The organism is Sphingomonas astragali, from assembly GCF_051400615.1.
Lineage (GTDB): Bacteria > Pseudomonadota > Alphaproteobacteria > Sphingomonadales > Sphingomonadaceae > Sphingomonas.
In genome coordinates this window covers 1,116,135-1,131,708 of record NZ_JBLFFH010000002.1, presented here as the reverse complement: position 1 = coordinate 1,131,708, position 15,574 = coordinate 1,116,135, and the positions used below count along the sequence as shown (strand labels likewise).

Below are 15,574 nucleotides of genomic sequence, written 5' to 3'. Positions count from 1 at the left end.
GATGGAGGAACATGGGGCTGTAGGCAGGACAGGGGTCGGCGCCGAACCATGAGGACAATTCTCGCCGGCATCGCGGCGGCAGCGGCGCTGGGGCTATCGGGATGGGCGTTCGCCGAGAACCCGATCGTGCCCGGCTGGTATGCCGATCCGGAGATCCGGGTATTCGCCGGCCGCTATTGGATCTATCCGACCCTGTCGGATGATCCGGACAAGCCGGAGGCGAGCCCGCGCTTCTCGCCTGAGCAGGCCGAGGCGCGCAAGCGCCGCACGGTCCGGCCGTCCTACGTCAAGCAGACCTATTTCGACGCCTTCTCCTCGCCCGACCTCGTCCACTGGACCAGGCACCGCCGCGTTCTCAGCGTCGAGAACGTCGCCTGGGCGGCCTATGCCGTCTGGGCGCCATCGGTGATCGAGGCGAAGGGGCGCTACTATATGTTCTTCGGCGCCAACGACATCCAGAGCGACCAGGAGCTCGGCGGCATCGGCCTCGCCGTCAGCGACCGGCCGGAAGGGCCGTTCAAGGACGCGCTCGGCAAGCCGCTGATCGGTGCCTTCCACAACGGCGCGCAGCCGATCGACCCGTTCGCGTTCCGCGACGACGACGGGCGGGTCTATCTCTATTACGGCGGCTGGAGCCACTGCAACGTCGTGCGCCTGAGCGACGATCTGCGCTCGGTGGTGCCGTTTCCCGACGGCACGAGCTACAAGGAGATCACGCCGCCCGGCTATGTCGAGGGTTCGTTCGTGATCAAGCGCAAGGGCGTCTACTATCTGATGTGGTCGGAGGGCGGCTGGACCGGCCCCGACTACAGCGTCGCCTACGCGATGGGGCCGAGCCCGCTCGGGCCGTTCAAGCCGATGGGCAAGATCCTGAGCCAAGACTTCCGCATCGCGCGCGGGGCGGGGCATCACTCGGTGGTGAACGTGCCCGGCACCGACGACTGGTACATCGCCTATCACCGCCGGCCGCTGGGCGACGACGTCGGCGAGCATCGCCAGCTCGCGGTCGACCGGATGATCTTCAACCCGGACGGGACGATCCGGCCGGTGGTAATGACGAACGGGGGTGTAGAGCCGCGGCCGCTGAAGTCCCAAACCCGTGCTCCTGCGAAGGCAGGAGCCCTGGATTACGGGCAGCACGGCTTGCGGCCTGGGGCTCCTGCTTTCGCAGGAGCACTGACATCAGGGGGAGAGCAATCTTGAGGACCGGACTTCGCGCCGCGATCGTAGTGCTGGTGGGAATCAGCCTGTGCGCGCCGCTGCCGCTGACGGGCGCGGCGGCGATCGCGCAGACCGCTCCGGACGAGGCGCTGGTCGACCTCGCCAACCCGCTGATGGGGACCGATTCCAGCTACACCCTGTCCTACGGCAACACCTATCCGGCGGTCGCCGTGCCGTTCGGCATGAACTTCTGGACGCCGGTGACCGGCAAGCTGGGCAGCGGCTGGGGCTACACCTACGATGCCGAGAAGATCAACGGCATCAAGCAGACCCACCAGCCGAGCCCGTGGATGAACGACTACGGTGCCTTCGCGCTGTTCGCGGAGACGGGGCCGCTCAAGCTCAAGCAGGAGGAGCGCGCGAGCTGGTACAGCCACAAGGCCGAGGAGGCGCGGCCGTACAGGTACAAGGTCTATCTCGCCGATTATGACGTGACCGCCGAGGTCGCGCCGACCGACCGCGCCGCGCAGTTCCGCTTCACCTTCCCCAAGAGCGACGACGCGCACATCATCCTCGATGCCTATGACGGCGGGTCGATGGTGACGATCGATCCGACGCGGCGGCGGATCACCGGCTACGTCCGCAACAACAGCGGCGGGGTGCCCAGGAATTTCCGCAACTATTTCGTCGCCGAGTTCGACCGCGACTTCACCGTCAGCCGGACCTGGGACGACAATTATCAGCTCGCCGCCGACCTTTCCCGCGAGGGCGGGCACGTCGGCGCCGTCGTGAGCTTCAGGACGCGCGACGGCGAGCAGGTGGGGGTGAAGGTCGCCTCCTCGTTCATCAGCCTCGATCAGGCCGAGCGCAATCTGGCGAGCGAGGTCGGCAAGGACAGCTTCGACCAGACCGAGGCCAAGGCGCGGGCGGTGTGGGAGAAGGAATTCGCCCGAATCCAGGTGAGCGATCCCGATCTCGACAACAGGCGGACCTTCTATTCGGCGCTGTACCGGATGCTGCTGTTCCCGCGGCGCTTCTACGAGTTCGACGCCAAGGGGCAGGTGGTCCACTACAGCCCGTACGACGGGCAGGTCCATCCCGGCTACATGTTCACCGACAACGGCTTCTGGGACACGTGGCGTGCGGTGTTCCCGTGGTTCGCGCTGATGTATCCCGAGCTCGACGGCCAGATCATGCAGGGGCTGGTCAATACCTACAAGGAATCGGGCTGGCTGCCGGAATGGGCGAGCCCCGGCCACCGCGACGTGATGATCGGGTCGAACTCGGCCTCGCTGATCGCCGACGCTTACATCAACGGCGTGCGCGGGTTCGACGTCGAGACGCTCTACGAGGCGATGGTCAAGAACGCGACCACGTCGGAAGGGCGGCCGAGGGACGCGAAGGGCGAGCTCGTCCACGCGGTCGGGCGCGAGGGCGCCGAATATTACAACCGGCTAGGCTACGTCCCCTACGACGTCGGCATCAAGGAGAATGCCGCACGCACGCTCGAATATGCGACCGCGGACTTCGCGATCTCGCGGCTCGCCGAGGCGCTGGGGAAGGCCGAGGACGCCAAGCTCTACGCCGGCCGGGCGCAGAATTATCGCAAGCTCTACGACCCGCAGTCGGGCTGGATGCGCGGGCGCAACCAGGACGGGTCCTGGGCGACGCCGTTCAACCCGTTCAAATGGGGCGACGCCTTCACCGAGGGCAACGCGACCCACTACAGCTGGTCGGTGATGCAGGACGTCCAGGGGCTCATCGACCTGATGGGCGGGGACAAGCCGTTCGTCGAGCGGCTCGATTCGATCTTCACCATGCCGCCGGTGTTCGACGAGAGCTACTACGGCCAGGTGATCCACGAGATCCGCGAGATGCAGATCGTCGACATGGGCCAGTACGCCCATGGCAACCAGCCGATCCAGCACATGATCTATCTCTACGACTGGGCCGGCGCGCCGTGGAAGGCGCAGTACCACGTCCGCGACGTGATGAAGCGGCTCTATTCGGCGGCGCCCGACGGCTATCCGGGCGACGAGGACAACGGCCAGACCTCGGCCTGGTACGTGTTCTCCGCGCTCGGCTTCTACCCGGTGACGCCGGCGGTCGGGCAGTACGCGATCGGCAGCCCGCTGTTCCGCTCGGTCCGTCTCACCATGCCGGGCGGCAAGGTGCTGACGATCGAGGCGGAGAACAACAGCGCGAAGAACGTCTACATCCAGTCGGTCAGCTTCAACGGCAGGGCGCACGACAAGGTTTGGCTCGACCGCGCGGCGCTCCAGCAGGGCGGCACGCTGCGCTTCGTGATGGGGCCGACGCCCGACAAGCAGTGGGCGAGCAGCAAGGCGAGCGCGCCCTTCTCGATGAGCGCGCCGGCGGCGAAGTGAGAAAAGGGGAGATGAGGATGTTCACGCGCCGCGAGGTGATGGCGGGCGCCGGTGCGCTGGCGATGGCAACGGCGCTGCCCGCGAGGGCCGCGGAGCCGCTGGTCACCGAGCGTCCGCCCAGGAGTGCGCGGCGCTTCACCAGCCGCGCGGTCGAGCAGGAGATCAAGCGCGTCAAGGCGAAGATCGCCGATCCGGAGCTCGCCTGGCTGTTCGAGAATTGCTACCCCAACACCCTCGACACCACCGTCCAGCTCGGTGAGGTCGACGGCAAGCCCGACACCTTCGTCATCACCGGCGATATCGACGCGATGTGGCTGCGCGACAGCTCGGCGCAGCTCCAGACCTATGTCCATCTGACGCCGAAGGACGCGGAGCTGCGAAGGCTGTTCCACGGCGTGCTGCAGCGGCAGGCGCGCTGCATCCTGATCGATCCCTACGCCAACGCCTTCATGCACGACCCCGCAGCGCTGTCGAGCCTGCCGGCACGCACCGACATGACCGACATGAAGCCCGGCGTCGCCGAGCGGAAGTGGGAGATCGACTCGCTCTGCTATCCGATGCGGCTCGCCCATGCCTATTGGACGGCGACGCGCGACAAGGCGCCGTTCGACGAGCCGTGGGCGCGCGGGATGGCGCAGGCGGTCGCCACTCTGCGCGAACAGCAGCGCAAGGACGGGCCCGGGCCCTATCATTTCCAGCGGGTCGACAAGTCGCCGACCGAGACGCTGATGTTCGGCGGCTATGGCGCGCCGACGCGCAAGGTCGGGCTGATCCACTCGGGCTTCCGGCCCTCGGACGACGCCTGCCTCTATCCGTTCCTGATCCCGTCGAACCTGTTCGCGGTGTCGGCGCTCGGGATGCTCGCCAAGGTGCTGCGCGAAGCGCGCGGCGACGATGCGGCGGCGAGCCGGTGCGAGGCGCTGGCCGGCGAGGTGCGCCAGGCGCTCGACAAATACGGCAAGATGCCGGACGGGCAGGGCGGCGAGGTCTGGGCGTTCGAGGTCGACGGCTACGGCAACGCCATCTTCATGGACGACGCCAACGTCCCCAGCCTGTCGGGCCTGCCCCTGCTCGGCGCCGCGGACCGCAACGATCCGCTCTACCGGCGCACGGCGGCGCTCGCCTGGAGCTCGCGCAACCCCTATTTCTTCGCCGGCACCGCCGCCGAGGGGATCGGCGGGCCGCACGTCGGCATGGATATGATCTGGCCGATGTCGATCATCACGCGGGCGCTCATCAGCGACGACGATGCCGAGATCGTGAAGTGCCTGCGCTGGCTCAAGGCCACGCACGGCGGCACCGGCTTCATGCATGAATCCTTCCACAAGGACGATCCGGCGAAGTTCACGCGCAGCTGGTTCGCCTGGGCGAACGGGCTGTTCGGCGACCTGATCATCGATCTGGCGCAGCGGAGACCCGCGCTGCTCGCCGAGCGGCTGTAGAAGTAGAAATGGAAAAGAAGGAAGACAAAGCGATGATGACCGCCAACCGCCGCCAGCTGCTGTCCGGCACCGGGCTGGCCGTGCTCGGCGCCGCGCTGCCCGTGCGCGGCTGGGCGCAGGCGCCGGCGGCGGGGAAGCCGAACCTGTTCATCGGCACCGGCGGGCATGGCCACACCTTCCCGGGGCCGTCGCTGCCGTTCGGCATGGCCCAGCTCGGGCCCGACACCGACAATGCGCGCTGGGATGCCTGCTCGGGCTATCACCGCGACGACGGCTCGATCATGGGCTTTTCGCATACGCATCTGTCGGGGACCGGCATCGGCGACATGCTCGACGTGCTGGTGGTGCCGACGCGGGGACCATTGCAGCTGGAGCCGGGGCCGCTCGACAATCCGGACGCGGGCTATCGCCAGCGCTTCTCGGAGGAACATGCCGAGCCCGGCTATTACCGCGTGCGGCTCGAGTCCGGAGTGCTCGCGGAGCTGACGGTGACCGAGCGCACCGGGCTCCACCGCTATCGCTTCCCGCAGGGACCGGGACATGTCCTGGTCGACTTCGCCCACATGATCATCGACCGGTGGGACAAGGGGACGCTGATCGACGAAGCGTCGCTCGCGCTCGATGCCGACGGGACGCTGACCGGCAGCCGGCGCGTGCACCGCTGGGCCAAGGGGCGGCGCATCCATTTCGCGATGAAGCTGTCGCGGAGGCCCGATCGGGTGCAGTTCTTCGCCGACGGTGCCGCGCCCTCGCCCGAGGGGACCACGAAAATTGTCGGCAACCGGCTCAAGGTCGCGCTGTTCTTCGACGATGCCGGCAGCGAGCCGATCCTGATCAAGACCGGCATCTCCGCGATCGACGTCGACGGCGCCCGCGCGGCGCTGGCGGCGGAGGCGTCCGGATGGGACTTCGACGGCGCCCGTGCCGCGGCCGTTCGGGTCTGGGCGAAGGAGATCGGCTGCGTTCGCGTCTCCGGCGGCACCGAGGCGCAGCGGACGATCATGGCGAGCGCGCTCTACCATGCCTTCCTCGCGCCGACGCTGTTCACCGATCGCGACGGCCGCTACGTCGGGCTCGACCGGCAGGTGCACCGTGTGCCGGAGGGCGAGCTCGCCTTTAGCACCTATTCGCTGTGGGATACCTATCGCGCGCTGCATCCGCTGTTGACGCTGGTGCGGCCCGAGCGCGCCGAGATGCTGACGCGCGACCTCGTCCGCCAGACGCGCGAGAGCCCCTATGGCCCGCCGGTGTGGCCGCTCCAGGGCGTGGAGACGGGCACGATGATCGGCTGGCACGCGGTGGTGGTGCTCGCCGAAGCCTGTGTGAAGGGGATCAAGGCCGACTATGCCTCCGCCTGGCCGATGATCCGCCGCCGGGCGTTCGACCGCACGATGACCGACATCGACAGCACGCTCGGGCGCGGCTTCTATTACGACCTCGGCTATATCCCCGCGGACAAGATCTGGGAGTCGGTCAGCCGCACCCAGGAATATGCCTATGACGACTGGGCGATGGCGGCGCTCGCCGAGGCGGCGGGGGCGAAGGAGGATGCCGCGGCGCTGCGCAAGCGCAGCCTCAACTACCGCAACGTCATCGATCCGAAAATCGGCTTCGCTCGCCCGCGCTTCAGCGACGGGAGCTGGTGGGAGAACTACGACCCTATCCAGCTCGGCCACGACCCCGAGAAGCACCGCGACTATACCGAGGCGAACGGCTGGCAGGCGACCTTCCTCAACCAGCACGACATCTACGGCCTGATCGAGCATTTCGGCGGCGACGCGGCGTTCGAGAAGAAGCTCGACGCCTTCTTCACCGCGCCCTCGACCCTGCCCAAGAACGCGCCGCCCGACATCTCCGGGCTGGTGGGCCAGTACGCGCACGGCAACGAGCCGGACCAGCACGCCGCCTATCTCTATGCCTATGCCGGCGCGCCGTGGAAGACGCAGGCGATGGTGCGGCGCCTGCTCGTCGAGATGTACAAGGACGACCCCGACGGCGTGATCGGCAACGACGACTGCGGGCAGATGAGCGCCTGGTTCGTGCTGAGCGCGCTCGGCTTCTATCCGGTCGATCCGGTGAGCGCGGTCTATGTGTTCGGATCGCCGTTGTTCGACGAGGCGGAGGTCGAGGTCGGAGCCGGCAAGACGCTGCGCATCCGCGCCTCGGGCAATGCGCCGGACCGGCCCTATGTCCAGTCGGTGCGGTGGAACGGCAAGCCCTGGACCCGCAACTGGATCGCGCACGCCGAGCTCGTCAAGGGCGGCGAGCTGGTGTTCGAGATGGGAGCGAAGCCGTCGCGCTTCGGAACGGCGAAGAAGGATCGGCCGCCATCGTTCGGGAAACGGCCAGGCTAAAGTTTGTCCGTTAGATGATAGTGCTCCTGCGAAGGCAGGAGCACGGATGTCGCGTGCAGGCCGACTCTAAGCCGCGTAGTCCGCGACACCCGCTCCCGCCGGCGCCTTCCACAGCGCGCCGGGCTTGGGCAGCAGGAAATGGCTGAACGGCAGGATCGCGGCGCCAACTGCCGGGGCGTCCTCCGACAGCGCCGCGCGGGCGACCGGCGCGATTGCCGGCAGCACCTCCGCCTCCTCCTTCATCAGCGCGTTGGTCCGCTCGGCGAGCTGCTCGAGCAGATGGCTGGGAAGTCGGCCGCCCATCAGCACCACCGCCGGGTTGATCAGGCAGTTCACCGCGTCGAGCGGCACGGTCAGCTGCCGTGCGGCGCGTTCGATCCATTCGGTGACGCAGACCTTCACCCGCGCATCGGCGGAGGTTTTGCCCATCGCATCGGTCAGCGCGAGGCCATGGCCTTCGAGATGGCGGGCGAGGCCGGAGAGCGACACCAGCGCCTGGATCTGCTCGCCGCGGCCGTCGCCGCCGGGCGCGCGCATGAAGCCGAGCTCGCCGCTGCGCCCGTCCGCGCCGCGGACATAGGCGCCATCGACGACCAGCCCGCCGCCGAGGCCGGACGATATCAGGATGTAGAAGAAGCTGTTGTGCTTCTGCCCCAGGCCGAGTTGCATCTCGCCCATGGCGGCAGCCGCGGCGTCGTTCTCGGTGAAGACGGGAAGGTTGAACGGTTCGGCGAACAGCTCGGCCATGTCGATGCCTTCCCACGCGGCATATTCCGCGGGTCGCCCCGGCAGGTCGACCAAGCCGAGATCGTCCGGCACCGCGACGCCGAGCCCCACCACCTTGCCGATGTCGACGCTGGCCTGACGCAGCATCTTCTTGATCGAGCGGCGATAGAGCGAGCGGACGTGGTCGGGGAGGGCGAAGCTCACTTCTTCCGAGACGCGGGCCAGCGTTTCTCCCGAGAAGTTGACGACGACGATGGTGATATGGTCGCGGTCGACGTTGATGCCGATCGAGTAGCAGGCGTCTCTACGGATCACGAGCTTTGTCGGCGGCTGACCGCGTCCGCCGCGCCGCTGGCCCGCCTCCTCGATCAGCCCGTCGTCGAGCAGGCGCCGGGTGATGTTGGCGATTGCCGGCGCGGTGAGGCCGGTGATGCCGGCCAGCTCGACCCGGGTCAGCGAGCCGCACACCCGGATCGCGTGCAGCGTCACCCGCTGGTTATGATCGGCGGCGCGTTCGAGATTGGTGCCGGAAAGGCGCGGGCGGGCGCGGGACGAGGGTGTCATACGGCGTTTCTGCGGGTCACGTCCGTGGAGTCCGGGTCAGTCATTGCGGCACGCATCGCATGTTTTCCTTGCTGTCGCTATCACGAACCCTCCACCGCCTCTTCCATCGTTTCCAGCGGTATGCCGCGGGTTTCCGGGAAATAGCGCCATACCACGACGAATTGCACCACCATCGCGGCGGCGAAGAACCAGAAGGGCAGCGCCTGCATGTGCTGCGCGACGACGGGGAAGCCGAAGGCGATCAGCGCATTCATGCCCCAGTGCGTCGCGCTGCCGATCGCTTGGCCGCGGGCGCGGACGGCGGTCGGGAAGATCTCCGACAGATAGACCCAGATCACCGCGCCCTGCGAGATGGCGAAGAACAGGATGTAGACGATCAGCGCGGGCAGCAGCCAGGCCTGGCCCGTGCCGCTGGTGTAGATCGCCGCCACCGCGGCCAGCGCCGCCGCCGTCCCCGCCGCGCCGGTCAGCAGCAGCGGCTTGCGTCCGATCCGGTCGATCACCGCCATGCCGACCAGCGTCGCGACCAGGTTCGCGACGCCGATCGCCACCGACTGCAAGTCCGCCGACAGGCCGCTGAAGCCGGCGGCGACGAAGATGTCGCCGAGATAGTAGAGGATCGCGTTGATCCCGGAGAGCTGGTTGAACAGCGCGATCGCGACGGCGAGCAGGATCGGTCTGTGGTGCCGGCGCCAGTCGAGACGCGCGCGCCCGTCCTGGCCCTCGCCCGCGCGGAACTGCACGACCAGCCGGTCGGGGTCGCCCATCGAGAGTTGGCGGATCGCCTCGCGCGCCTCGGCTTCCCGTGCCTTTTGCACGAGCCAACGCGGACTTTGCGGAATCCGCAGCAGCATCGCCAGGAACAGCAGCGCCGGCAGCGCCGCAACGCCGAGCTTCAGGCGCCAGGCGAGCTCGCCGTCGACGACCCGGCCGATCAGGAAGTTGCTGACATAGGCCGCAAGGATGCCGGCGACGACGCTGAGCTGGAACGATCCGACCAGCCATCCTCGGCGCCGGGCCGGACTGATCTCCGCGATATAGACCGGCGCCAGCACCGAGGAGCCGCCGATCGCGAGACCGCCGATGAAGCGGAAGCCGATCAGCATCGCCAGCCCGCCGCTCGCCGCCGAGCCGATCGCCGAGACGACATAGGCGATCGCCACCCACAGCAGCATGGTGCGGCTGCCGTAGCGGTCGCCCGGCGCGCCGGCGCCGAGCGCGCCGACCAGCGTGCCCACCAGCGCCGCCGACACGGCGCTCCCCAGCGCGACCGGCGAGAGGGCGAACGAATGCCGCAGCGCATCGGTCACGCCTGCGATCACCGCGGTATCGAAACCGAACAGCAGGCCGCCAAGTGCCGCCGCCACGACCGCGTTCGGATTCAGGTCCCTGGTCGCCATGCGTTGATCCCCTCCCGTTTGACCGACCGGCATCGCGATCGTTGAATTATGCAAATTGAAGTATTAATCGAGCCGACGCGCTGCACAAGCGGCTCCGGGGTGCTCGGACCCGCCGGTACATGAGCAGGCGTCTGGCAGGGAGAGGGGAAGCCTTCATATGGTTCGATGCTCCTGTCCCCTGTCGAGGATGCCGACCCGATCCCGCCTGATGTCCGTTCCCATGGCGGCGGTCATCCCGCCGCCTCCCGTTCCAGTCGAAAGCAAGCTGTCATGATAATCGTCCCCGGCGCCGCGTTGTCGTGCGCAATCCTTGATCCATGTTCGCCGGACGGCAAGGCTGCTTTGCACCGCGAGGACCGCGCATGAGTGTCGGCGGTGCGGACGGGCTGCCGCTGGCGGGGATCGAGCTCGGCGGGACGAAATGCATCTGTACGCTGGCGCATGGGCCCGAGGCGATCCTCGACCAGCGCACGATCGCGACGACCACGCCCGACGAGACACTGCCGGCGATCCTGGCGGTTCTGCACGAATGGGAGGACACGCATGGCTTTCACGCGCTCGGCATCGCCTCGTTCGGTCCGCTCGAGTTGAATCCGGCCTCGCCGCGTCATGGGCAGATCCTGGCGACCAACAAGCCTGACTGGCCCGGCACCGACGTGCGCGGCGTCCTGTCCGCGCCCTTTGCGGTGCCGGTGGGGTTCGATACCGACGTCAATGGTGCTGCGCTCGCCGAAATCCGCTGGGGCTGCGCACAGGGCCTCGACGATTTCGCCTATGTGACCGTCGGCACGGGCGTCGGCGTCGGGCTGATCGTGCATGGGCGGCCGACGCGCGGCATCGGGCATAGCGAGATCGGCCACATCCGCGTGCCGCGGCTGCCAGCGGACGATCTTCCGAGCGTCTGCCAATTCCATGACGATTGCGTCGAAGGGCTCGCCTCCGGCTCGGCGCTGGTGGCGCGGCTCGGGGCGCGCGCGGTCGCCGATCTCACCCCGAACGATCCGGTGTGGGAGCCGATCGTCGACGTGCTTGCCGTCATGTGCCACGCGCTCGTCTGCGCGACGGGGCCGCATCGCATCGCGATCGGCGGCGGAGTGGTGTCGGGCCAGCCCCATCTGCTCGAACGGATCGACGCGGCGTTGCGCAGGAGCGTGAACGGCTATATGGAGCTCCCTCCCGCCGATTATATCGTCGCTCCCCGATTAGGCGCCTCGGCGGGGCCGCTCGGCTCGATCGCCCTGGCCGCAGGCGCCTGCGGCTAATCGCCCGACGGGAACCAATACGCGATCCGTCGATTCGTGCAGTTCGCCGCTGTCGCCGTTGAAAGGTGGCAGGGCGAAACTAATTAGGGGCGTAACGGCGTCACAGAGCGTCGGACATCGCAGGGAGGAGACCCATATGACCAGGAAGATCCAATTCGTTGCGCTGCTCGCCGGGAGCGTCGCGCCGCTGTCGTTGTTCGCGATGGCCGCGCCCGCCCAGGCGCAGGATGCGGCGACCGCCACGCAGCCGCAGCAGGGCGAGCCGGCCGCCACTGCGCCCGAGGACCTCGGCGAGGACATCGTCGTCGTCGGCACCGCCGGCGGCGGCACGCGGCGGCAGGATGCGGCCTTCGCCGTCACCACGCTCAGCGCCGATGCGATCGCGCAGGCTGCGCCCAACAGCACCGCCGACCTGCTGCGCACCATCCCCGGCGTGATGGCGGAGAGCTCGGGCGGCCAGAACGGCGCCAACATCTTCGTGCGCGGCTATCCATCGGGCGGAGACGCGCAGTTCGTCACCTTCCAGGTGGAGGGCGTGCCGATCTTCCCGCCGCCGACGCTGTCGTTCCTCGAGAACTCGCAGCTCGTCCGGCTCGACGAGACGGTGGAGCGGGTCGAGGCGGTGCGCGGCGGCACCGGATCGCTGTTCTCGAACGGCCAGCCGGGCCTTACCGTCAACGTCGTCCAGCGGACCGGCGGCAGTGACTTTCACGGGCTCGGCAAGATTTCCTACACCGATTACGACGAGATCCGCGGCGATGCCTGGATCTCGGGCCCGCTCGACGAAGACACCGGCTTCATGATCGGCGGCTTCTACGCCCAGGGCAACGGCATCCGCGATCCGCAGTTCCGTGCCGAGAAGGGCGGGCAGATCACCGGCAACATCCACCACGACTTCGGCAACCGCGGCTCGGTCGAGGTCTATGCGCGCTACCTCAACGACCGCGGCCAATGGCTGCTGCCGATCCCGATCGTCCAGGACCAGGACGGCGACATCCATGCCTATCCGGGCTTCGACGCCGGCACCGGCGCGCTGCCGGGGCGCGAGACGCGGGTGACCACCAACCTGGCCGGGCGCACCGTCGACCTCGCCGACGGGCGCGGCGCCAAGGTGATCAACACCGGCGTCAACTTCGATTACGAGATCGCCGACGGCTTCCGCTTCCGCGAGCGCGCCAGCTATCTCGGCGGTCATGCCGACACCGTCGGGCTGGTGCCGACCGAGGCGCCGATCGCCGCTTCCGACATGGCGGAGCTGCTGGGCGGCGAGGGCGCGACGCTCTCGAGCCTCAGCTACGTCAATGGCGGCGGCACGCTCGCGGCGACCACGCCGGTGATGCGCGCCGGCGTCTGGGAGGTGCGCAAGAAAATCTCGTCCTTCGTTGCCGACACCGGCTTCGAGTGGACCGCCGGCAAGAACAAGCTGACGGGCGGCTTCTACTACGCCAACTACAGCTCGCGCGACCGCTGGACGCTCGGCAACCAGGTGCTGCTGGCCGGCGAACCCAATGCGCGGCTGCTCGACATGACGCTGACCAACGCAGCCGGCACGCTGCAGGCCGCGACGTTCAACGGCTTCACCAGCGGGCAGGGCTTCATCGTCGACGGCCAGTATGACGGCAGCGACTATGCCTTCTACGCGGTCGACGAGTTCCAGATCACGCCGGAGCTGCGCGTCGACGGCGGCGTGCGCTGGCAGCGGCACAAGATCGACGGGACGGTCCGCACGCCGGGCGGGACGGTCGACCTGGATGGCAATCCCGACACGCTCTACGACAATGCCGTCTCCGTGTTCGGCGGCCCGCGTCAGATCAATTATTCGGACTCGGCCTGGTCGTGGACCGTCGGCGCCAATTACGACATCACGAGTCAGATCGGCGTGTTCGCACGCTACAGCCGCGGCAACAGCTTCCCGCAGTTCGACAATCTGCGCGATGCGTCGGATGCGGACATCGCCGCCCGCAGCGGCCTCGCCGTCACCGCCGAGGTCGAGACCTACGAGGGCGGGATCAAGGTCTCGATGCCTTGGATCAACCTCTACGCCACGGTGTTCCACAACAAGTTCGACGGGCTCGCGACCACCCAGCTCGTCGACAACGTGCCGCTCAGCCAGATCGGCGGCGCCAAGGCGACCGGCGTCGAATTGGAGGGTGCGCTCCGGCCGTTCCGGGGCTTCACCCTGTCGGGCGCGGCGACCTACCTCGACGGCACCTATGAGGATTTCTTCACGGGCGGCGGCACGATCGACAACACCGGCAACCGCGTGCAGCGCCAGCCGCGCTGGGCGTGGCGCGTGACGCCGGCCTATGAGGTCGACATCGCGGGCTTCAAGCCGTCGCTCTTCGCGACGCTGCAATATACCGGCGACCGCTTCTCCGATCCGGAGAACCAGCAGCTGCTGCCGCACTTCTATCAGCTCGATGCCGGCGTGTCGGTCGACATCAGCGATCGGGTGCGGCTCCAGGTCACCGGCAACAACCTGACCGACGAGATCGGCCTGACCGAGGGCAATCCGCGCGAGATCGGCACACAAGGAGTCGGGCCGATCCTGGCGCGGCCGATCCTGGGCCGGTCGTTCCGGTTCAGCGCCGCGGTGAAGTTCTGATCGTGGAGCGGGCGCCGGGTTCCGGCGCCCGTTTCCTTTTCGCGTAACCCGCGAGGCGCCATGGACCGCCGCACGCTGCTCCGCCGCACCGCCACCCTGGCCGCCGGGACCGCGCTGGCGCCGGCGCTGAAGGCGGCGCCGGCGGGGCGGCAGCGCAACGTGCTGCTGCTCATCTCCGACGACCAGGGGCTCGACCTCGGCTGCTACGGCGTGCCGATCCGCACGCCCCGCATCGACCGGCTGGCGCGGGAGGGGACGCGCTTCGCGCGGGGCTATGCCGCGGTCTCCTCATGCAGCCCGAGCCGGGCGGTGATCAACACCGGCCTCTACACGCACCAGAACGGCATGTACGGGCTGCAGCACGACGTGCACCACCAGTCGCTGCTCGACGGGATCGAGACGCTGCCGTCGCTGCTGCGGCGCGCGGGCCATGCGGTGGCGCTGGTCGGCAAGAAGCATGTCGGGCCCGACAGCGCCTTTCCCTATGAGGCCGAGCTGGTGCCGGAGCGATCGGGCATCCGCGACGTGCGCGAGCTGGCGGTGGCGGCGGGGAGCTTCATCCGCTCGACCAACGACCGGCCGTTCTTCGTGACCATAGGCTACAGCGATCCGCATCGCGCCGCGACCGATTACGGCAACGACCGCCGCTGGCCCAGGGTGAAGCCGGCGCGCTACGATCCGAGGCGCGTGCCGATCCCGTCGCACCTGCCGGACATTCCCGCGGTGCGGCAGGACCTAGCCGAATATTATGAATCGCTGAGCCGCCTCGACGCGGGTGTCGGCATGATCCTCGACGAGCTGGAAGCGAGCGGGCGCGCCAAGGACACGCTGGTGATCTTCCTCAGCGACAACGGCCGGCCGTTCCCGGGCGCCAAGACCAATCTCTACGACCCGGGTCTCCACCTGCCGCTGATCATCCGCGCGCCGGGGCAGCGGGCCAGCGTCAACGACGCGATGGTGAGCTGGGTCGACATCGCGCCGACCGTGCTCGAGTTCACCGGCGTCGCCGGGCCGAAATATCCGCTGTCGGGCAAGTCGCTGCTGCCGCTCCTCGGCGAGCGGCAAGGGGCGGGGCGCGACGCCGTGTTCGCCAGCCACGACTTCCACGAGATCAACCAATATTATCCGATGCGCGCGATCCGCACGCGCACGCACAGCTACATCTTCAACCTCGCCTCGCCGCTCGATTACCCCATCGCGGGCGACGTCGCCGGATCGCCGAGCTGGAAGGCGATCAGCGCCGATCCGTCGATCCGGCTCGGCAAGCGGACGCAGGCGGCCTATCTCAAGCGGCCGGCGGAGGAGCTCTACGATCTGGCGCGCGATCCTGACGAACTGACCAACGTCGCCGCCGATCCGGCCTATGCGAGCGTGCTCGGCGACTTGCGCGAGCGGCTGCGGGCGATGCGCGCGGCGACGCACGATCCCTGGCTTGCCGGACAGACCGATCCCTATGCGCACATGGAACACGGTGGATGAGCGGACTCGTGCTCCTGCGAAGGCAGGAGCCCAGACCGCAAGCGCCGTATCCATGATCCAGGGCTCCTGCCTTCGCAGGAGCACGAGTCCGCTTCATCAGGACAGGCTCTAGCTCGTGTTGACATTCAGCGTTCCGGCGAAGCTGCGGACACTGCAACGCCCTTGCAATGTAGGATTTGGCCTGCTTGGCTCGC

At 68.1% G+C, this 15,574-nt stretch carries 9 protein-coding genes; 7 read left to right on the top strand and 2 right to left on the bottom strand.

Features of this window, described 5'->3' with window-relative positions; all coding sequences use genetic code 11:
• Positions 1–48: 48 nt before the first annotated feature.
• From ACMGER_RS13450 to ACMGER_RS13435, 4 genes are read left to right on the top strand one after another with little or no spacing between them, the layout of a single operon-like run.
• Positions 49–1,203 (top strand): glycoside hydrolase family 43 protein, encoded by a 1,155-nt coding sequence (locus tag ACMGER_RS13450; RefSeq protein ID WP_436812642.1) that lies wholly within the window; start codon positions 49–51, stop codon positions 1,201–1,203.
• Positions 1,200–3,548, top strand: coding sequence for a GH92 family glycosyl hydrolase (locus tag ACMGER_RS13445; RefSeq protein ID WP_436812641.1), 2,349 nt, complete (start codon positions 1,200–1,202; stop codon positions 3,546–3,548). The genes ACMGER_RS13450 and ACMGER_RS13445 overlap by 4 nt, the downstream gene beginning before the upstream one ends.
• Positions 3,549–3,565: 17 nt before the next feature.
• Positions 3,566–4,990, top strand: coding sequence for a glycoside hydrolase family 125 protein (locus tag ACMGER_RS13440; RefSeq protein WP_436812640.1), 1,425 nt, complete (start codon positions 3,566–3,568; stop codon positions 4,988–4,990).
• Between the two features lie 32 nt (positions 4,991–5,022).
• Positions 5,023–7,344: a GH92 family glycosyl hydrolase gene (locus ACMGER_RS13435; protein WP_436812639.1), complete on the top strand. Its 2,322-nt coding sequence runs from the start codon at positions 5,023–5,025 to the stop codon at positions 7,342–7,344.
• Between the two features lie 66 nt (positions 7,345–7,410).
• Here the strand turns inward: ACMGER_RS13435 and ACMGER_RS13430 are convergent, their stop codons facing one another.
• Entirely contained in the window at positions 7,411–8,634 is a 1,224-nt protein-coding gene (locus ACMGER_RS13430; RefSeq protein WP_436812638.1) for an ROK family transcriptional regulator, read from the bottom strand.
• Positions 8,635–8,714: 80 nt separating this feature from the next.
• Entirely contained in the window at positions 8,715–10,034 is a 1,320-nt protein-coding gene (locus tag ACMGER_RS13425; RefSeq protein ID WP_436812637.1) for a sugar porter family MFS transporter, read from the bottom strand.
• Positions 10,035–10,396: 362 nt separating this feature from the next.
• Between ACMGER_RS13425 and ACMGER_RS13420 the strand changes: the two genes are divergently transcribed.
• From ACMGER_RS13420 to ACMGER_RS13410, 3 genes are all read left to right on the top strand, one after another.
• Positions 10,397–11,296, top strand: a complete 900-nt coding sequence (locus tag ACMGER_RS13420; RefSeq protein ID WP_436812636.1) for an ROK family protein — start codon at positions 10,397–10,399, stop codon at positions 11,294–11,296.
• Between the two features lie 136 nt (positions 11,297–11,432).
• Entirely contained in the window at positions 11,433–13,901 is a 2,469-nt protein-coding gene (locus ACMGER_RS13415) for a TonB-dependent receptor (protein ID WP_436812635.1), read from the top strand.
• Between the two features lie 60 nt (positions 13,902–13,961).
• Positions 13,962–15,380, top strand: a complete 1,419-nt coding sequence (locus tag ACMGER_RS13410) for a sulfatase family protein (RefSeq protein WP_436812634.1) — start codon at positions 13,962–13,964, stop codon at positions 15,378–15,380.
• The last annotated feature ends 194 nt before the right edge of the window (positions 15,381–15,574 follow it).